Origin of the sequence: Paracoccus onubensis (genome assembly GCF_003591515.1) — a bacterium.
GTDB lineage: Bacteria > Pseudomonadota > Alphaproteobacteria > Rhodobacterales > Rhodobacteraceae > Paracoccus > Paracoccus onubensis.
Window position 1 is genome coordinate 214,962 of record NZ_QZCG01000009.1, and the last position, 18,970, is coordinate 233,931.

Here is an 18,970-nt window from a genome sequence, read left to right on the forward strand (position 1 = left end):
CCTTTCGCCTGAGCGCCCTGTGCTCCGTCGATAAACAGGCACTGCATGTGCCTCAACTGCGGCGCTCACGCAGGAGAACGACGGCGCTGAGAATGACCATGCCGTAGACGATCGAACGGCTTGAGGTCGGAAGAGTCGTTCCTGAAAGCAGTGTCTGTAGTGCAGTAAGCAACAGGACGCCGCCCAACATGCCGACATAGGTGCCTCGCCCCCCGTTGATGAGCGTTCCTCCGATCACCACTGCAGCAATCGAGGGTAAAAGATATTCATCACCCATACCCAGGCTTGCCTGCCCCGCCAGACCGCTCAGCAGAATGCCGACAAGGGCCGCGCAAAATCCCGACAACATGTAAACCAATATGATCGTCACATTGACATTGATGCCCGAGAGCACCGCAGCTCTTCTGCTGTTCCCGATCGCATAGAGTCTGCGGCCAAAGGCGGTTCTCGTTGTCAGCAGTATCGCGAAAATGACGAAGACCAGCATGAACAACACAACTGGCGTGATACCCAGAATCCGTGAACTCATGAACTGACGTAGCGCGGGGTCGGCAAAACCGTCCGGTGTTCCATTTGAATAGAGCAGAGCAGCGCCCTGCAAAATCCCGTTCATCGCTAATGTCATGACGAAAGGTGACAGGCCGAGAAACACCACACCTGCCCCGTTCGCCATGCCGATGACGCATCCCATCAGAAGGACGATCGGCAACGCATAGAGAAGGGCCGGGTTCGAACCCGCCGTCATGCTGCTGACCACGATACCTGATAGCGCGATGACCCATGGCAGCGAGAGATCAAGGCCTCCGGTCAGGATCACACAACCTTGCCCGAGAGCAAGAACGGCCAAGAATGAGGATAGGACGAGCACTGTATTGTAGTAATTGCCGTTGAGCAAAGTGTTACCAAGCACCGCTTGCGTCACAATTACGACGAGCATCACCGACAGATAGGCCGGTAACACCAGCATGATGGTCCTCTGATTGCGCGCGCACCACTCTGAAAGCGTCGGCCGGGGCGCGACATCGGATTCGTTTTCGTTAATCGGAAGCGATAGCTTCTTGTGGACAAGGTTAAGCTGGGACGAAAGACTTCCTTCCCGCCAGGCCGATATATACGACCGCAGGCGATACAGATTCTGCGCCAAAACTGATTTGCGGTGAATGGCGCCCAGCAGCACAGCTATGAGCAAAATCGAACTTTCGGCGACGGTCGAATAATAGGCGGATACGTTCAGGATCAGCAGGATATTAAGTGTTAATATGAGTACGAACGCACCGGCAACGCTGCCGGTTAGCCCACCGCGCCCCCCGCCCAGCATGGTCCCGCCAACGACGACAGCAGCAAACATTTGAAGGAGCATCGGATTGCCGACCAGCGGATCTCCTGCTCCGGTTTGCGCGCTGATGCAAACCCCGGCAAGGCCATATAATCCGCCTGCCAGCATATAGGTGAGAAAAAGCACTTGTGAGGATTTAAGCCCGGTATCACGCGCACTTTCAGCGTCTCCGCCAACCGCATAGATTGCCAAGCCAAACGGTGTTTTCTTCAACCAATACCAACACGCGAGGCACACGAGGATGATCAGCCCAGACATTGGGAGAATCCCTGGGATAGCGTCCGATACAAACCAGCCGCTTAGCGAACCTTCTATCATCCCTCCCGGCGTAGGCATCACCAGGAGCGTTATGCCCTGAATGATGAACATGGTCGCCAGCGTAACGACAATCGGCTGTAGTCGCATATAGGCCACAAAAAAGCCATTCACTGCACCTACTACGGCACCAATACCGATTCCAAGAAGTCCCAGCAGCAAAGGAGAAGTGACCATGCCGGGAGGCAGACTTGCCAGGCTGACATTCACCAAGGAAACCGTTGCGGCCGCTGAAAGATCAAATCCTCCCGTCAGCACCACAAGCGTCTGCCCCACGGCCAAGATGCTTAGCGTTGTCCCGCCCGTTACGATCTGGGAGATATCGTAATAGCTCAGCGCATGCGCACTGGCTCCCACGATGATTATCGCGAGAATGGCAAGCACGATCAGCACGGTGATCAATCCACGATGGCGACCTAACGCGAGCTTTGTGAGCGCTTCCATCCTCGTTGCCCTGGATTGGACTACCATTTGGCTTAGCCTCCTAGATTGCAGGTTTCAAAGGCGCGGACCCAAGAGCTGCCGCGAGAATATTTTCTTCCGTCAGGGCGTCATTCGCATATTCCGCAATCACCGTTCCGCCATAGAAGACGATCGTTCGATCGGATAAATGGACAAGCTCAGGGATTTCGGTCGAATAGAATATGACTGCACCGCCCGCCTCGGCGTATCTCAGCAAGATCTTGTAGATCTCGTTTTTTGTCCCGACGTCGACACCGCGCGTCGGATCGTAAACCAGCAGGATCGGCGCCTGCGTGAGCAGCCACTTCGCAATTGCAATCTTCTGCTGATTGCCGCCCGAAAACGTATCGGCGGTGGACCACTCGGCCCGCTCCACCAGGTCGATCTTGCTGAAGGCGCGTCGAACCTCAGCAGATTCCCTTTTACGGTCGATAAGCCCAAACTTGGTGAATTTATCGATCATCGGAATCGTCGCGTTATGGGTTCCGCTCAATCTGAGAAAAAGGCCTTCTGTCTTACGCTCCTCGGGAACGAGACTGATACCTATCTTAGCCCGGATCGCATCGCGAGGACTGGTAAAGACAACCTTCTGCCCGCCAATCTTAAGCCGACCTGAGCTTAGTGGCTTGTCACCAAAAATGGAAAGGAACAGATCGTGCTGGCCCATACCCTGCAGGCCGGCGACCCCCAGGATTTCCCCCTCGCGCAGACTTAGGCTGACATCTCTGAGTTTGCCCTCAGCTCCGGCATTTTCGAGAGAAAGGATTTCATCACCAAGCGCGTGTCGCGTCTGCGTCCGGGGTGGAAACGAATGAACAAGGGGCCGGCCTGCAATCATCTTGATCACGTCCTCATCCCTGAAGTCCGCGACGCGACCCGAACCGATATGTGTGCCGCCTCGGAGAACCGTCAGGTCATCGCAGAAGTCCCGGACCTCCGACAAACGGTGCGAGATGAAGATGATCGTGGTCCCGCGCTCTTTTTCACGCCGGATGACCTCACCCAACCATTCGACATCCGGCCCCGAGAGCGAAGAGGTCGGTTCGTCCAGCAACAGGACCTTCGGTCGGCGGTAAATGACACGTGCAATCTCGATCTTTTGCCGCTGGGCAAGTTCAAGTTCGCCAATCTCGTCGTCGAGGTTCAGGTCGGACAGACCCATATCCTCGAAATGTCGCGAGATGTCGATTCTGGCTCTTTTCCGTTTGATGCTGCCCGTAACAGAGACGGGAGCACTCGGGATAAGCATGTTCTCGAGCACGGTGAGATTATGCAGGAGTGTCATCTCCTGAAAGGCGGTTTGAATGCCCAGCCGATGCGCCGCGCGCGGAGAGTCCAGCCGGACATTTTTCCCGAATACGCTGACGTCGCCAGTGTCGGGAACAATCAGCCCTGAAAGAAGCTTAACGAAGGTCGATTTTCCGGCACCGTTCTCTCCTAACAGTGCATGAACAGTTCCGCTGCGGACAGTGACGCTCACATCATCAAGCGCGACGGTCGGACCATAGGCCTTTCTCACAGCCGAAACGCATATAGCCTCATGAGATAGTGTCGTAGGCATCGTTTTCGCTCCCGAATAAAGCTGGCTTGCGTTCCGCAGGCCAGCTCGATTGTTCTGATTTACTCGGGCTGCCCGACCAGAGCCCCCGACAGCCCCACCTCAGGCGTCAAATCAGAGTAAATCGAAGCAAACCAACCAGGGTTCGGGACAATGCTCGGCTTGAAGACATTGCAGCCTTTGGACATTTCCTCCCATGTCCCTTCCTCGCAAAGCTGCACATTCTTATTGGTGACTGCCGGGTTCGGAACAATGACTTCTTGGGGCACTTCAGCTCCTTCGAGCTTCTGCACAGCCAGCTTCAGGGCGTATGCCCCCGTGAAATTACCGGAGCCAGCCGACCAGCGCTTGGCACCGACAGGCCGGTAGTGGCCGTTGGCCCCATCGACCTGAGCTTCCACTGGAAGCATCTGAACGCGACCGCCATTGGAGGCTTCCCCGGCGCAGGGTCGCAAGTCGGTTTCAGCAATTCCTGCTTCGAACTGCAGAGAATTCGCCGTGAAGCAACCAACTTGCATCCACATGCCATCCACCTCGTCCCAGCTGTTTGTTGCGAAAATCTTCGACAGTTCGGTTCGTGCGACCGCCTGACTCCACATTCCGTTCGCTTCGGCGATGACCTTTATGTCCGGGTACTTCGAGAAAACGCTTTTGGCTCCCGCAATCCGATCTGCGTCGGTCGTCGTCCCGGGAACGCCATTAATCATTACTATCTTGCCCTCACCGCCTAACTGGCCGACCAACCATTCTGCGGATTCGACGCCCCACGCCTTCTGATCGACATGCACCTGATGCGCGCAGGGTTCGGTGACAACGCTGTCATATGTAAAAATCGCCACACCCTTGTTGCAGGCATTTTTAATGGCACTGTTCAAGGCGCTCGGAGAAATCGGATAGATCACGATCGCATCCGCACCAGCCTGAACCATGGAATTGATTTGCTGGATCTGCTTCTGCGCATTTGGTCCGGAAACTTGAACTTGTAGGTCAATCTTGTCGATTAACTCCGGGCTGATCGCCATTGCGCGAACCATATTCGCGGACTCGGATTGCCAATCATTGCCTATATAACTCATGCTAAGGTAGATTTTGTGCTTTGCATCCTGAGCCGCTACCGAGCCAGAAATACAACAGCCGATAGCGGCGGCGCCGAGGAACAGGCCAACATTCTTTGCTTCGCGGAAATTCATCATTTTTCTTCCCTTTCCCTGTCTGTTTTTTATATTGTAAAAGAGTGATCTTCTGCGTACTGCGCAGCGTCTTTTTCCGCTGCGCGAACCGGTCATTTTTTCTTCGTTGTTAATATTAGGGCGTTTTACGCGTGTGAGGGGAAGCCGTATAACCGGTTCCAATAGAGAAGCGGGCGCTTCTCATCTGTCTTGATGTTGGTGACGGCACCGATGAATATGCAATGCGATCCGGCATCGACGACGGTTTCGACTTCGCATTCCGCAGAAATGGATGCGCCCTCCATCAGCGCCTCACGGCCTTCTCCCTGCTCCAGCCATTCTACACAGGAAAAATCGTATGAATCTCCTGATTGTGGCCGACCCGCGAAATTGTCCGCTACATAGGACTGTGCGTCAGAGAGGACATGAATGCCGAATGTCTTGCTGTCCTTCATCGCCTGGCACATTCTGCTGTTTCGGTTCACACAAACAGACATCAGCGGCGGATCCGCCGAAACAGAAAGAAACGAGCCGACGGTAAGCGCCTTTCGTTGCCCTCCTACTGTAGTGGTAATCACGGACACTAAGGATGCGGCCTGTTTCATTGCCTGAAGAAATTCTTCCCGACTGACGCCATCGGCGACTGTTGCCAGACTTTTTGAAACGGCTGTTTGAATTTGTCTCGACATCGTATTCCTCATTTCTGAAGCTTCTGGCTTCGCCAAACTCACCCTTCTGAATGCCCGCTCAATCTTCCAGCATAGGGCTTTCGATGGGCAGCCCCAGTAGCGCGCGACCGTAGGTAGAGCCGTTGACGTCCCAGTTTTGAGTGATGTGACGGTTGGTCACCGTGAGGTCCGAGATGCATCGGGAGACCGGGTTGCGTTCGTAGATCACGCCACCGCCTCCGGCCTCCAGAACCGTGGCTCCAGCCGAGTCTGCCAGTTTGTTGGCATAGGCGGTGAGTGCCCGGAAACGTGTGCGATCTTCCTCTGTGGTTCCGGCGCCGCTCTCGGCCAGCTGCTCTGCATCACCAAGAATCGAATAAATCAGTTGTCGCGCAGCGATAACGGCGGACTGCGCCTCAGCTACCTTGACCTGCTGAGTCGTGTAACTGGCGATATTCTTGCCGTTTGCCATGGTGGCAACCCGCTTGCGGGCGCCGGAAATGTAGTAGTCCACTGCAGCCTCGGAAATGCCCAGGGCCGCGCTGCCGATGAAGCACCCGAAGATCGAATAAGGCGGCACCTTATAACACACGCCATCATAGAGCTTCGCGGCCGGGCAATCGGCGCCCCCCTTGAGTGCTTCTTCCACGACAGTCCGATGCTCCGGTACGAACACGTCGTTGAGTTTTACATCCTGGCTTGAAGACGCCTTCAGGCCGATCGTATACCAAGTATCAAGGACTTCGATATCCGCTTTCGGAATGACAAAATGAAGCTCGTGAACCGTGCCGTCTTCGTCCGTGCAATTGCCGGTAAAGATAATCCAGTCCGCCACCTCGACACCGCTGACGAAGGGCCACCGGCCGGACAGCTTGTACCCGCCATCGACCTTGGCCGCCTTGCCGATCCCAGGGATGAGAATACCGCTAACCAGGACATCGGGCGTCGTCCCCCAGATTTCTTCCTGGGCCTCGACCGGCCAATTGGCCAGCATGAGATTGTGTAACGCGTTCTGGACCGTAATCCAGGCCGTGGAACCGCATCCATGCGCGAGCGTTCTGAGCATATCGCATCCCGCACGGAGCGGACCTTCCGCACCACCGAAGCGCCGAGGCATCCAAAGGCGGGAGAAGCCACTCGATTTCATCATCTTTCTGACATCTTCAGGCGGGCGGCGGAGTGAATTGGCCTCATCCGACTTTTCACGCAGATAGGGAATAACCTCTCGCGCCTTCTCCACAAGGTCTTGAGCGACCACGAAGCTTTCTGCCTTTTGATTTACGATATTCATTGTAATTCCCCCCGAGTTTTGATTTTCATGCCGACTGGATAGGCGCGAACTCACTGGATGAGCTGTAGTTGGCACCAATCTGATCATTCAGGCCGGCAACGGTCAGCAACTCCAGCGCAGATTCCGAATTTTTTCCGAAGCCTAGGTAAACAGTTTTACTTAACAACGACCTGGACTAGGCTCCTTACCTCCCTAGGCCGCGTGTCAGTAACCGAAGTCTTTCTCTTCATCTTTCGTTCTTCTGAACATTCATACTGGCGGCAAAACCAGCAAACAATCGAATTTCTGGACCAATTCATGTATTGGTATAATTTTGCATCCCAAGTTTCGGCGATCAGAATTGCAAAGCTGCTTGAACATTTACGCAATGATTTCATGTTTGTAACAGCGTCTGATCCGCCAGCTTATGACGACGGCTCTGATGTAGGACTGTTCGCCCACATAATTGCTGACCTGGATCCTTCGACATTACTGTTGGTCGACGCGCCACCTGATCTTAACTGGAATAAGACGATTCTACTCTGCAGCTGTTCCGGCAACCGGCCAATGCGGATATGCTGCTTAGCGGTGCTGGAAAATGATGGTGGCAAATGCGAGCGTGCTTTGCTCAATTCTCTTCGAGAAAGACCCGAAGCGAGGTGGTGATATGACGAAGTTATCTGAATCTACTGCCGAGACTTTGGTGGGGTGGATCACGTCGGCTCGCTACCCGATCCACAGCAGGCTGCCTACTGAAAGGGAACTGGCAAAGCTGCTGGGCGTATCACGCGGAACGCTGAGAGGTGCACTGGAGCAACTTGAAGCGGATGGGATCATCTGGCGGCAAGTTGGAATTGGCACGTTCGTCGGCAGCAGCCAAGCTTCCATCGACGCAAGCCTGAATGCACTTGCCATGTCAACAAGCTTGTCCGAAATTCTTGAGGCACGCCTGTCTTTCGAACCAATCGTCGCGCGTTTTGCGGCAGTCCGAGCTCAGCAGCAGGAATTGTTACTGCTCGGCAAATACTTGTCTAACGGATACGAATCGCAAAACTGGGGTGATTGGGAGAAGTGGGATGAGTTGTTTCATCGTGCCGTTGCCGAAGCCTCAGGAAACGGCATCTTAATTAAAACAATTGATCAGATAATCCGACTAAAGACACATAAGCGCTGGACAGTGAAAACGTCACAGGAATTAAATCCCCCTTTGATACAGCGTTATTCACAGGAACACGAGCAAGTATACAATGCCATCAAAGCCGGCGATCCAGATTTGGCGGAGCAAGCGATGAGAGCCCACATCAAGGCGCTAACGCTGACCATCGGTCCGGTGATTGCTCTGGAACACTGACGCATCACTTAGCGCAACACGTCAAGACGGCAAGGAGTTCAGCCTCTACCTATATAGGGCATGTTTGTTGCCGTTAAGGTAAGGAATTGAGCGTTTGCCTCTAATGGCATGTGGTCCATGAAAAGCACTGCGTTGACGACATTTGAGGCATCCATCCTCGGTTCAGAACGCAGGCTCCCGTCAGCCTGAAGCATACCGGTGACCATTCCTGCAGTCATCGATGTTGCAGCATTGCCTATGTCGATCTGTCCGCAGGCGATTCCAAAATTGCGCCCTTCCAGAGATATCCCCTTGGTCAAGCCGGTGATAGCATGCTTAGAGGCCGTATAGGCAATGGCATGTGGACGAGGCACCTGGGCCGAGATTGAGCCGTTATTGATGATGCGCCCACCCGACGGACGTTGCACTTTCATCTGTCGGAAGGCGGCCTGGGCGGCGTAAAACGCACCGGTCAGATTGACGTCGATCATTTTGCGCCAATCCCCAGACTCTACTTCGTCGATTGGTGTGCTGCCACTGAATGTGCCGGCATTGTTAAACAATAGATCGACCCGGCCGGCCCATGCAACGCCCTGCTTTACTAAATTGTCCACGGCGGCAGGATCGGTGACATCCGTCGGCACGACCAAAACATCATCGGGCCGGCCTCCCTCCTGCGCGACCCTTTCAAGCGCATCAAGTGAGCGCGCGGCTAGGACCACTCGATATCCATTCGCCACAAGGCCGAGGCTGACCAAACGCCCGATTCCTGAGCCCGCACCGGTAACGACTGCCACTTTTTTCGCCTTGGTTTCGTCTGTCATTTCATGATCCTCTCTGAGATTCGCATACTTTCAATGCGCGTTCTGAGACACTTTCGCCCCTCGGCGACCAACCAGAAAATCGAAGTCAGCCCCTTTCTCGGGCTGCAGCACGTGATTAATGAACAATTGTTCGTAGCCACCAGTCGAATGAGGAAGCTGTTTGGGCAAGTCCGCCTGTCTATCGGCAAGAATATCTTCTGACACATCGAGATCGATGCGCCGTGCTTTAACATCGATCTCGATCATGTCCCCATCTTTCACCAGCGCAAGCGGGCCACCCACAGCCGCTTCCGGTGAAACGTGCAAGATCACCGTTCCATAGGCGGTGCCGCTCATACGCGCGTCTGAAATGCGGACCATGTCCCGAACACCCTGTTCAAGCAGTTTGGTCGGCAGCGGCATGTTCCCGACCTCTGGCATTCCAGGAAAGCCTTTTAATCCGACGTTGCGCATGACCAGAATTGAATTTGCATCCACATCTAGCTCCGGATCGTCGATCCGTGCCCGGAGATCCTCGAGGCCGTCAAAGACGACGGCTTTGCCGCGATGTTTCAGCAGATTTTCGGACGCGGCGGACGATTTCACAATTGCACCATTTGGCGCAAGGTTACCCCGGAGCACCGATATTCCGGCAGCTTCCTGTACCGGGCTGTCGAGTGGCCGGATGACCTCCCGGTTCCAACATTCAGCATTGGCAATATTCTCGCCGATGGTCTGCCCATTCACCGTCTTCGCATCGCGCAGAATCATGCGGCCCATTTCGCGCATGACGGCAGGCAATCCCCCCGCGTAATAAAAGTCCTCCATCAGAAATCTGCCGGAAGGCATCAGATCTACCAGAAGTGGGACATTTCTGCCCCATTCGTCGAAATCATCGAGCGAAAGGGAAATATCCATCCGGCCTGCAATGGCGAGCATGTGAATTACGGCATTGGTTGACCCGCCAATGGCGGCGTTAACCTTGACAGCATTCTCGAACGACCGCCGGTCCACGAGTTGCGACATGCGCATTCCGTTATGCACCATACCGACAATTTCACGACCCGAGTTTTGTGCGAGTTCATACCTGCGTGCATCGACGGCAGGAATGGCCGCATTATGCGGCAAACTGAGACCAAGGGCCTCTATGATGCTCGCCATGGTAGATGCTGTACCCATTGTCATGCAATGTCCTGCCGAGCGGGACATGCAGGACTCTGCGCCCACGAAGTCGTCAACACTCATGCGACCGGCGCGGACATCCTCACTCATGGAGAACAGGTTCGTACCCGATCCAATGTCCTGACCTCGGAACTTGCCGTTCAGCATTGGCCCGCCAGACACAACAATTGTCGGGATGTCGCAACTGGCGGCTCCCATTACGAGGGCAGGCGCAGTCTTGTCACAGCCGCACAACAGGACGACACCGTCAATCGGATTGGCGCGAATTGACTCTTCCACATCCATGCTGACGAGATTACGAAACAGCATGGCGGTTGGACGAAGCAGCGTCTCGCCAAGTGACATCACAGGAAACTCGACCGGGAAGCCACCTGCTTCCAAAACACCCCGTTTCACCGCCTCGGCGATCTGCCGGAAATGTGCGTTGCACGGCGTTAACTCGGACCAAGTATTGCAGATTCCGATGACCGGGCGACCGTCGAACATGCGTTGCGGCGTACCTTGGTTCTTCATCCACGAACGATGCATGAAACCGTTACGGTCCTTGGAGCCGAACCACGCCGTTGACCGCAGCGTATCAGATATTTTTTCAGGAATCTTAGGTGGTTTTGTAGTCATGATCCGTCCACTTTCTAGTCAGATTGATTTTGGCTTATGCCACCTAGCAACTGGCATGTAGTTCCTGCTGAACATCATTGCCGAATTCCTCTGTAGGACACAGGCTCGACAGACCGACCGATTTCGGCGAGGGTTAGAATATCGCCAGTACTCATTAGTACATGCGGATGTGAGTCGAGATCCGACGGCTAGCTGCATGCACAGAAACAGCCTTCGGATCAGTATTTGGGTTTCAGATCAGCGTGCAACACCGACGGCCATGACATACATAGCGTAAAGCGACGACGTTCCGCAGATGAACAGCCGGTTTTTCTTTTTACCACCGAAAGTCAAATTCCCAACGGGCTCGGGAATACGAACCTTGCCGATCAACGTTCCATCCGTGTCGATGCAGTGAACACCATCCGCTGCGCTGGTCCAGATGCGACCCAAGGTGTCCAGCCGAAAACCGTCAAACAAACCGGATGTCGAGGTTGCTAAAACATCACCGCCGGACAGCGTGCCGTCATTGTTCACCTTGAATTTACGGATATGCGCGGGACCGTTCTCGACATGCGTGACGCCTGTATCCGAAACATAAAGGTACTTTTCGTCAGCTGAAAACGCCAACCCGTTCGGGCGGACCATATCGAAGGTCCGCTGCTCAACTTCACCCGTTGCGGGATCGACGCGATAAACGTGGCAGCCGTCTTGCTCACATTCAGCCTGATCACCCTCGTAGAAATGGTCAATGCCGTAGCTTGGATCCGAGAACCAAATTGAACCGTCCGATTTCACGACTACGTCATTGGGAGCGTTCAGGCGCTTGCCATTGAAATGCGATGCGATCGTCGTGATACTACCATCATACTCCGTGCGTGTAACGCTGCGGGTGAGATGCTCACATGTCACCAGCCGGCCTTCGCGATCGACAGTATTTCCATTCGAGTTGTTGGATGGAGTACGGAACTCCGAAACCGATCCATCGGTTTCGTCCCACCGCAGCATCCGGTTTCCCGGAATATCAGACCATATCAGATAACGGCCGGCCGGGAACCAGGCCGGACCTTCGCTGAAGCGCGCACCGGTCCAAAGACGTTCTACTCGCGCATGGGACGTACAAGATTTGAAACGCGGATCAATCACCTCAAACCCGGTGCCCTCAATCTCTCCGAACATTGCATTTTCTCCCTTTTATTAAATCACAATCGTTACCCGTTCTGGCGACGGGCGATTCATTTGCTGCGGATTTCACTGCCGTTTCCAGGCGCAACTGTTTGATTTTTCTATGATAGCGCCTTGGGAAACCTTTGCTTCGACCCTCTGCAAATTATTGTGCGTGGAATACATTCGCATTGGTCTCTTTTTTGGCACGCGCAGCTTTGAAGCACAGCTTTTGACTGCATCTTTGATACTCGGCGGCAAATGTTGAGACAACCGGACGACTGAACCAATTATAGATTCGGTCCAATCCCTCAAGTGGAGATCCTTCAGATTGAGTGCTCAAAAAAATTCTTGATGAACAGAGCTTTGGGATATTCAGGCCAAGGCAAGATCAAACCAGACATACTTGCGCAGCGAGGCGTTGTAGGCTGACCTGTCGTCGTGCGCTAGCGGGTCGGAGGGGGCTTCAGCATGCGCCCAACCTAACCGTTAGCGTTGACTAGCTGTTTGATCCCACGGTTTGATGGTGCGATCCTTTCACATGAATGGGAGGAAGCATTATGGGCCAAGTTCGTCACAGGAGCGCCAAGAGGGCCTGCTCCCCAGAACCGGGTCAGGCCACAGTGCCCGATTCTCGCCGCTGCCCTGCCTACCAATTTTGATGGGGTGGATGCCCCCGCCCGACGGCATCGCAATGTGCCAAGATGGTGATGTTGGAATCGCCATAGAAGGAGGAGGCATCCATGGATGAGGTTAGCATTGTCGGCGTCGACCTGGCACAGCAGGTCTTTGTGCGACCTGCAAGTCGCGTGAGTTTCTGTTTCACGGGAGGAGATACTGCCTGACGAAACCGGCTGTTCCATCAGCCATTCCCTACCCGGGCATGCGGAGCTGGTAACGGCTCGGTGTGAAGCTCTGGGGACAATGTAGCCGCCGGACATCCTGACGGTCCTTGCAGAGCTGGTCCGCGATGCTGGCTGTACCTCGTTCGATAAATCCGACTTCTCATCACACGCTGACGCAGCATTGGACTCTGAACCCACGATTCGGAGGTCGGCCAATGCCGTACAAAACGATGAAAACGCAATTTGAGCTCTTCCCGGAGACCCGATCCACAGCTGCGACACCAATCCCGCCTTGGCGGAGCCTGCCCGCCGACACGCGGCAAGCGCTGACACGGTTGATGGCGCGCCTGATGACGGAACACGCAGGCGCGGCGAGCGGGGGGAGAAATCATGAAGCATGAGAAGATTGGCCCGCAGCATTTGGAGCGCAAGGCGATCCTTTACGTCCGCCAGTCATCGGCTCACCAGGTTCTGCACAACCGGGAAAGCAGCGCTCTGCAATACGCCATGCGGGAACGGCTGTCAGATTTGGGTTGGAGCCGGATCGAGACCGTCGACGATGATTTCGGCCGCTCCGCCGCCGGCGGTGTCGCGCGGAAAGGCTTTGATCGAATGATCGCCGATGTTTGTCTCGGCAAGGTCGGTGCCGTCGCCGTTCGTGAGGTGTCCCGTTTCGCGCGCAACAGCCGGGATTGGCAGTATCTCATCGAGATGTGCCGCGTCGTCGACACCGTGCTGATCGACCAGGAGACGGTTTATGCGCCGCGCGATGGCAATGACCGGCTGCTTTTGGGCCTGTCGCAGTGGCTTTTCGAGGGGCTGGCCAGGGCAAGCCTTCCGGTGATCTGTATTGAGACACGCCACACAAAGGCATTTCTCAAAGCACAGGTAAACAAGACCGACCGGAATGATGCGCGCGGGATCGCGCAGATGATGCGTGTCAATCTATATCGCCCTGCGCATGTGAAGACGCTTGCAAGCCAGCAGCGTCGCACCCTGTTGAGAGCCCGAAAGCTCTTGCAGGAGAAAACGATTGCGGTGGAGAACGATATACGCGGCCTGCTGCGCAACTTCGGGCTCAAGGTTGGCATTGTTGGCGCAGGGAGGTTCGAGGCCCGCGTCCAGGATCTCATCGAGGCATTGCCGGGATTGGAGGAGGTGATCAGTGTATTGCTTGCTACGAGACGAAAGCTCCGTGAAGGCTTCGCCAGATTGCACGACAAGATGTTGGAAATCGCGAAAGCAAATGCCGTTTGCATGCGCCTGATGACAATCCCAGGCGTCGGTGCAACAACTTCATAATGCCCGCTATCAGTCGGGCGAGACGGTTATCCGTTACCGCTTTTATCCCCGTTATGGGGAAACGGTTATGGTGGCCGGGCGCAATCGCCGTGGTGACGAGGTTGCTCTGAGCATCCGCCAGCCTGACGGCACTGTGGCGCAGCTACCGATCTGGATGACGGAGGATTGGGCGGAGACGATGATGGTGACGGAGCGTCCCCGTCTGCCGTTGGCGCATTTGCGCGAACTTCGTCTTGAGTTGAATGCCTGTCTAAGCTTGCTACACGACGATTCCCGTCGCGAAGGAGGAGACAAGCATGAAGCATCGGCAACCCGGTATGACCGCTGCCCCGAAACGTTCTTGTCAGCCATAGCATTGGCCGCGACTATCATCTTCTGGCTATGAAACAGAACGAGTCCTGAGCTAAGAAACTGCCCGCGCATAGCAGGCCGGTGGTGTTCCAACATGGCGGGAAAACGCCACGCTGAAGGTGCTCGCCGAACTGTAGCCTACGCGTTCGGCAACCTCAGCGACGCCCATTCTTTCCCTGCGCAGCAGGTCTTTCGCCAAAGTCATGCGCCAGCCCAGAAGATACTCCATCGGCGTGACACCGACCTTGCGCCGGAACCGGTCGAAAAAAGACGAGCGCGACAGCGCTGCCGTTTTCGCGAGGTCCACGACCGTCCAGGTCTTCTCTGGGCATGCGTGCATCTTCCGCAGCGCGATGGCCAGACGATCGTCGCAAAGGCCGCACAACAGGCCGGGTGGCGAAACCTGTCCCGTGGTCGAACGCAAGGCCTCGATCAGCAGAACCTCTAGCAGCCGCGCCAAGACAACAGAGCGGCCGGGTCGGTCTCTCCGCGTCTCGTCGTTCACAAGTTCGACCAGCGCGATAAGCCGCTTGTCCGCGCGCACATGGACGAGCCGCGGCAGAAGCGACAGGAGAAGTGCGGCATCGTCGGAGCCGAATGAACAGTGCCCGACAAGCATCCTGACATCGGGGGGCAGGATGGGATTGCCGAGCCGGTACACACCCGGACTCATCTCCACAATCTCAGGGTCGATCCCGATCGGCGGCTGTGTCAGGCTCGATGTGACGAAATCATGGGCGGCGGGCACGAGAACGAAGTCGCCGCTGCGGAGCGTGACAGGTTCCTGCCCCTCGACCGATAAGCGGCACGCGCCATCCAGCACAGCGCAGTAGAAAGGGAGTCCGTCGTCCGAGCGCCTGACGGCCCAGACCCCTGCTGCGATAACGAGCTTGGACACAGAGGTGTTTGGTCGAAGAAGCCCAACGACTTGGGCAAGGGGATCAGAAATCTGGACTTACTCCAACGTTATACGGACCATGTATTGTAGCAGGTCCGGAATGGGAGAGCTATACTTTCTGTACCCGCCATCAGCGCGGGCGCTTCCGCTTTGCCGGAGCATCACAAAGGAGAACCGCTTTGATCCTATATGACGCCAAACAACCTGGCCCGAACCCCGCAGTTGTCCGTCTCTTCGTCCATGAGCGCCAAGGACTTCAGTTCGATGTTGAACTGATCGATCTCGCCGGTCTCGAAAACAGAAAACCGGCCTATCGGAATACCATCAATGCCCGAGGTGAGGTGCCTGCACTTCGCCTGGATAACGACCGGATCATCACCGAAATCACCGCAATCTGTGGCTATTTCGACGAGATCGCTGAAGGCGACCGGCGATTGTTCGGCGATACGCCTGAACACCGCGCGGAAATCCACATGTGGACCCGTCGGGCGTATCTCGAAATCATTCTTCCTTTCGTCACATGGTGGCGCGGCACTGATGCCGCGGAAGAAGCCTATCGCGGCCACCGGCTGCTTATGCCAGAGGCCAGGCGCTCACACCGGCTGCTCGCCGACCAGGGCCTCAATCAGCTCGACGACGATCTCGAAGGAAAGACGTTCCTCGCCGGTGACGATCTGACGATGGCCGACGTCATGCTCTACGGCTTCATGGGCACGAATGTCGCCACCGGTGAGATTTCGTGGCTCAACGTGCCTCAGCGTCCCAACATTGCCGCCTGGTTTGACCGCATGGCGGCCCGAGAAGCCAGCCAGAAGATGATGACCGCGTTGCCCGCGCGCGTCGAAAACTAGGATGTTGTCGACGAAAGCGGCCCGCCCGCGGACAACTTGAACCTTTCTTTTCGCCGGCAACCCTTCCCCGTCATTGGCGATAGAGGATCATGCCGGCGTGGTGGAGAACATCGTCGATGAACTCGCCGTCGGCGGTGAAGCCCGTATCGTCCCAGTACTCGATATGCGTGCCAGTCACCTCGTAACGCCCCTCGTAGGCGCGTTCACGCGTCTGCGAGCGCATGAAAAGCTGTGTAGAGGGCGGAAGACAAACCGTTGAGCGATTGCGGGGACGCATGTGAAACCGCAGCCTTCCGAGAAGGCTGCGACGCTCCGGCCCTGTCACAGGTGACCTGATGCGGTGGATGCCCCCAAAACAAAGAAATGGAAGCAACGGTGCAACATATTTGAGCCCATAAATTTCGAAGAGAAAGGACCCGGAAGACATGGATCTTCGCCATCTCCGCTATGTCGTCGCGACTGCACGAAACGGCAGTTTCAGCGCGGCGGCTCTGGAACTGAACGTCCAGCAACCAATCGTGAGCCGACGGATCCGCGAACTTGAGGAGGAACTCGGAATCGCGCTGTTCGACAGGTCTACCGCAGGTGCGAAGTTGACTCCGGTCGGAGAGGATTTTGGGTCCATGGCCGGGCGAATCCTGGATGATCTTCAGAGACTGAGTGTCCGCACACAAGCCGCCGTAGAAGGCCGGCGGGGCAGTGTCGCCATGGGGTTCTATAAATCCTTGTCCTCGGGTGCCTTTCGCGTCGCTCTGCACCGGTTTCGCGAACATCATCCCGATATCGGTCTTGATCTGCTGGAAGCCCCTTTCATCGAACTGATAGCCGATATTCATTCCGGCAAGCTCGACGTGGCCATCATTCTTGGTGATCCGGATCGATGTTCGGTGCTGAACACCATGGCGATCGGCACCGAACATCTGATGGTCGCCTTGCCGGAGGATCACCCGCTGGCCGAACGTTCCTTCGTTTACTGGTCGGACCTGAAGGGAGAGCGGTTCCTGATCTCGCATCAGGATCCCGGCCCCGACATCCGCAACATTCTGATCGCCAAACTTGCTGCGCCATCGGACGGGCCGGAGATCGTCAGCCAGCATCTGAGCCGTGAGAGCATCCTCAGCCTGGTGGGCGGAGGCGAGGCGATCAGCCTGCAATGCGAATGCGCGAGCGGCCTGACCGGCCTGGGGGCGGTGTTCCGGCCGGTGCATGATGGCAACGGCGCAACGCGGATCGGCTATATCGCCTGCTGGCATCCGGAAAACCGCAATCCCGCGCTGAAGACCTTTCTGGAAGCCCTGCGGCCGGAGGTGTGAGTCGCGCCACGAACAGCACCGCGCGCTCATGACCGGAACCTGCACCGCAGATTTCCTGTATTTTTTCGCTTCACTACGATCTGCTTCGATTCAGCAAAGATAGTTGTTGCGGAGACCCGATCTGGGGTTTTCTTAGTCAACCCCATCCGGGGAGTTTCTCTCACCACCCCGGTGGAACGGGGACGGGATGGCAGGCGTCAACCACAAACAGGCAACGGTAGAGCGCGAGGCTCGCATGCTCCGCACCGCGCTCGGGCCTGCCATCTCGGCCCTGCTGCGGGATCCGGACATCATCGAGGTGATGCTGAACCCCGACGGCAAGATCTGGGTGGACCGGCTGCGGGACGGGCTGGCGCCGACCGGCAAGACACTGTCACCCGAGGATGGCGAGCGCATCATCCGCCTCGTTGCGCATCATGTCGGCGCCGAGATCCATGCCCGATCTCCCCGTGTCTCCGCAGAGTTGCCCGGGACCGGCGAGCGTTTCGAGGGCCTTTTGCCTCCCGTGGTCGCCGCCCCCGCTTTCGCGATCCGCAAACCGGCGGTCGCGGTCTTCAGCCTCGATGACTACGTCGCTTCGGGCATCATGACCCGAATGCAGGCCGAGGCACTGCGGCTCGCGGTCGCGACGCGCGCCAATATCCTCGTGGCAGGCGGTACCTCGACCGGAAAGACCACGCTGACTAATGCGCTGCTGGCCGAGGTGGCGAAGACGCAGGATCGCGTGGTTATCATCGAGGATATCCGCGAGTTGCAATGCGCCGCGCCGAACCTCGTTGCCATGCGCACGAAGGACGGGATCGCCACGCTCACCGATCTGGTGCGTTCCTCACTGCGGCTGCGCCCCGACCGCATCCCGATCGGGGAGGTGCGTGGCGCGGAAGCGCTGGATCTTCTGAAGGCATGGGGAACCGGACACCCTGGCGGCATCGGCACCATCCATGCCGGCTCCGGCATCGGCACCCTGCGTCGGCTCGAACAGCTGATCCAGGAGGCCGTCATCACGGTGCCACGCCCGCTGATCGCCGAGACCATCGATCTGGTCGCGGTGCTTGCGGGGCGCGGTTCGACCCGCCGCCTCACCGAACTCGGCCGGGTCGAAGGTCTCGATCCCGATGGTGACTATCGCATCACACCCGTCATTCCCGACACCACCACCGTTCATGACACCGGAGAATCTTCATGATCCGCTCTGCTTTCAGAATTCGCCGTTACATCGCGACGGCCTCTACCTTCCTGTGGGTCGCCCCGGCATTCGCCTCGGGTTCCTCAATGCCCTGGGAAGCGCCGCTGCAGTCGATCCTCGAATCCGTCGAGGGGCCGGTGGCCAAGATCGTTGCGGTGATCATCATCATCGTCACCGGGCTGACGCTCGCTTTCGGTGATACCGGCGGCGGCTTCCGCCGGCTGATCCAGATCGTCTTCGGCATCTCCATCGCCTTTGCCGCCAGTTCCTTCTTTCTCAGCTTCTTCAGCTTCGGCGGCGGGGCGCTGGTCTGATGATGACGATCGGTGGCCCACAGGGACAGAAAACCCTCCGGGAGAGGTTTCAGGGA

The 18,970-nt window shown here is 56.5% G+C and carries 17 protein-coding genes; 7 read left to right on the forward strand and 10 right to left on the reverse strand.

Going from position 1 to position 18,970, the window contains the following annotated elements; translation table 11 throughout:
• Positions 1-52: 52 nt before the first annotated feature.
• The 5 genes from D3P04_RS14400 to D3P04_RS14420 form a co-directional block, all read right to left on the reverse strand.
• On the reverse strand, positions 53-2,095 hold the full coding sequence (locus tag D3P04_RS14400) for an ABC transporter permease subunit (protein ID WP_220475348.1): 2,043 nt from the start codon (positions 2,093-2,095) through the stop codon (positions 53-55).
• Positions 2,096-2,135: 40 nt separating this feature from the next.
• Entirely contained in the window at positions 2,136-3,674 is a 1,539-nt protein-coding gene (locus D3P04_RS14405) for a sugar ABC transporter ATP-binding protein (RefSeq protein WP_119750068.1), read from the reverse strand.
• A gap of 59 nt (positions 3,675-3,733) precedes the next feature.
• A complete protein-coding gene (locus D3P04_RS14410; protein WP_182912874.1) occupies positions 3,734-4,864 on the reverse strand; it encodes a sugar ABC transporter substrate-binding protein in 1,131 nt (376 codons plus the stop codon).
• A 122-nt stretch (positions 4,865-4,986) separates the two neighbouring features.
• Entirely contained in the window at positions 4,987-5,541 is a 555-nt protein-coding gene (locus tag D3P04_RS14415) for a flavin reductase family protein (protein ID WP_119750070.1), read from the reverse strand.
• A 46-nt stretch (positions 5,542-5,587) separates the two neighbouring features.
• Positions 5,588-6,799, reverse strand: a complete 1,212-nt coding sequence (locus D3P04_RS14420; RefSeq protein WP_182912875.1) for an acyl-CoA dehydrogenase family protein — start codon at positions 6,797-6,799, stop codon at positions 5,588-5,590.
• 577 nt (positions 6,800-7,376) lie between these two features.
• Here D3P04_RS14420 and D3P04_RS14425 point away from each other — a divergent pair.
• Positions 7,377-8,129, forward strand: coding sequence for a FadR/GntR family transcriptional regulator (locus tag D3P04_RS14425; protein WP_119750074.1), 753 nt, complete (start codon positions 7,377-7,379; stop codon positions 8,127-8,129).
• A gap of 38 nt (positions 8,130-8,167) precedes the next feature.
• Here D3P04_RS14425 and D3P04_RS14430 read toward each other — a convergent pair whose 3' ends face one another.
• The 3 genes from D3P04_RS14430 to D3P04_RS14440 all read right to left on the reverse strand — a co-directional run bounded on the left by D3P04_RS14430 (position 8,168) and on the right by D3P04_RS14440 (position 11,869).
• Positions 8,168-8,932: an SDR family oxidoreductase gene (locus D3P04_RS14430; RefSeq protein WP_119750075.1), complete on the reverse strand. Its 765-nt coding sequence runs from the start codon at positions 8,930-8,932 to the stop codon at positions 8,168-8,170.
• A 30-nt stretch (positions 8,933-8,962) separates the two neighbouring features.
• Entirely contained in the window at positions 8,963-10,711 is a 1,749-nt protein-coding gene (locus D3P04_RS14435; protein ID WP_119750077.1) for an IlvD/Edd family dehydratase, read from the reverse strand.
• Between the two features lie 237 nt (positions 10,712-10,948).
• A complete protein-coding gene (locus D3P04_RS14440) occupies positions 10,949-11,869 on the reverse strand; it encodes an SMP-30/gluconolactonase/LRE family protein (protein WP_119750079.1) in 921 nt (306 codons plus the stop codon).
• Positions 11,870-13,089: 1,220 nt separating this feature from the next.
• Between D3P04_RS14440 and D3P04_RS23590 the strand changes: the two genes are divergently transcribed.
• Both D3P04_RS23590 and D3P04_RS23400 read left to right on the forward strand, forming a co-directional pair.
• A complete protein-coding gene (locus tag D3P04_RS23590) occupies positions 13,090-14,001 on the forward strand; it encodes a recombinase family protein (protein WP_220475349.1) in 912 nt (303 codons plus the stop codon).
• The gene (locus D3P04_RS23400; RefSeq protein WP_182912881.1) at positions 13,985-14,386 is read left to right on the forward strand and encodes a hypothetical protein; all 402 of its coding nucleotides are present in this window, start codon (positions 13,985-13,987) and stop codon (positions 14,384-14,386) included. The genes D3P04_RS23590 and D3P04_RS23400 overlap by 17 nt, the downstream gene beginning before the upstream one ends.
• A gap of 18 nt (positions 14,387-14,404) precedes the next feature.
• Here the strand turns inward: D3P04_RS23400 and D3P04_RS14460 are convergent, their stop codons facing one another.
• Positions 14,405-15,301, reverse strand: coding sequence for an AraC family transcriptional regulator (locus D3P04_RS14460; protein ID WP_119750083.1), 897 nt, complete (start codon positions 15,299-15,301; stop codon positions 14,405-14,407).
• Between the two features lie 128 nt (positions 15,302-15,429).
• Here D3P04_RS14460 and D3P04_RS14465 point away from each other — a divergent pair, with 128 nt between their 5' ends.
• Entirely contained in the window at positions 15,430-16,101 is a 672-nt protein-coding gene (locus D3P04_RS14465) for a glutathione S-transferase family protein (RefSeq protein WP_182912876.1), read from the forward strand.
• 70 nt (positions 16,102-16,171) lie between these two features.
• Here the strand turns inward: D3P04_RS14465 and D3P04_RS14470 are convergent, their stop codons facing one another.
• Entirely contained in the window at positions 16,172-16,324 is a 153-nt protein-coding gene (locus tag D3P04_RS14470) for an Atu4866 domain-containing protein (RefSeq protein ID WP_232845012.1), read from the reverse strand.
• A 202-nt stretch (positions 16,325-16,526) separates the two neighbouring features.
• Here D3P04_RS14470 and D3P04_RS14475 point away from each other — a divergent pair, with 202 nt between their 5' ends.
• The 3 genes from D3P04_RS14475 to D3P04_RS14485 all read left to right on the forward strand — a co-directional run bounded on the left by D3P04_RS14475 (position 16,527) and on the right by D3P04_RS14485 (position 18,914).
• A complete protein-coding gene (locus D3P04_RS14475; RefSeq protein WP_119750087.1) occupies positions 16,527-17,414 on the forward strand; it encodes a LysR family transcriptional regulator in 888 nt (295 codons plus the stop codon).
• A gap of 235 nt (positions 17,415-17,649) precedes the next feature.
• Positions 17,650-18,600, forward strand: a complete 951-nt coding sequence (gene trbB / locus D3P04_RS14480) for a P-type conjugative transfer ATPase TrbB (RefSeq protein ID WP_456299490.1) — start codon at positions 17,650-17,652, stop codon at positions 18,598-18,600.
• A complete protein-coding gene (locus tag D3P04_RS14485) occupies positions 18,597-18,914 on the forward strand; it encodes a TrbC/VirB2 family protein (RefSeq protein ID WP_119750091.1) in 318 nt (105 codons plus the stop codon). The genes trbB and D3P04_RS14485 overlap by 4 nt, the downstream gene beginning before the upstream one ends.
• Positions 18,915-18,970 lie beyond the last annotated feature (56 nt).

Bases quoted from the DNA above. Each gene is read 5' to 3' on its own strand.
- D3P04_RS14420 (WP_182912875.1), bottom strand. From the start codon at position 6,799: ATGAATATCGTAAATCAAAAGGCAGAAAGCTTCGTGGTCGCTCAAGAC.
- D3P04_RS14475 (WP_119750087.1), top strand. From the start codon at position 16,527: ATGGATCTTCGCCATCTCCGCTATGTCGTCGCGACTGCACGAAACGGC.
- D3P04_RS14470 (WP_232845012.1), bottom strand. From the start codon at position 16,324: ATGCGCTCGCAGACGCGTGAACGCGCCTACGAGGGGCGTTACGAGGTG.
- D3P04_RS14425 (WP_119750074.1), top strand. From the start codon at position 7,377: ATGATGGTGGCAAATGCGAGCGTGCTTTGCTCAATTCTCTTCGAGAAA.
- D3P04_RS23590 (WP_220475349.1), top strand. From the start codon at position 13,090: ATGAAGCATGAGAAGATTGGCCCGCAGCATTTGGAGCGCAAGGCGATC.
- D3P04_RS14440 (WP_119750079.1), bottom strand. From the start codon at position 11,869: ATGTTCGGAGAGATTGAGGGCACCGGGTTTGAGGTGATTGATCCGCGT.
- D3P04_RS14430 (WP_119750075.1), bottom strand. From the start codon at position 8,932: ATGACAGACGAAACCAAGGCGAAAAAAGTGGCAGTCGTTACCGGTGCG.
- D3P04_RS14410 (WP_182912874.1), bottom strand. From the start codon at position 4,864: ATGATGAATTTCCGCGAAGCAAAGAATGTTGGCCTGTTCCTCGGCGCC.
- D3P04_RS14435 (WP_119750077.1), bottom strand. From the start codon at position 10,711: ATGACTACAAAACCACCTAAGATTCCTGAAAAAATATCTGATACGCTG.
- trbB (WP_456299490.1), top strand. From the start codon at position 17,650: ATGCTCCGCACCGCGCTCGGGCCTGCCATCTCGGCCCTGCTGCGGGAT.
- D3P04_RS14400 (WP_220475348.1), bottom strand. From the start codon at position 2,095: ATGGAAGCGCTCACAAAGCTCGCGTTAGGTCGCCATCGTGGATTGATC.
- D3P04_RS14415 (WP_119750070.1), bottom strand. From the start codon at position 5,541: ATGAGGAATACGATGTCGAGACAAATTCAAACAGCCGTTTCAAAAAGT.
- D3P04_RS14405 (WP_119750068.1), bottom strand. From the start codon at position 3,674: ATGCCTACGACACTATCTCATGAGGCTATATGCGTTTCGGCTGTGAGA.
- D3P04_RS14485 (WP_119750091.1), top strand. From the start codon at position 18,597: ATGATCCGCTCTGCTTTCAGAATTCGCCGTTACATCGCGACGGCCTCT.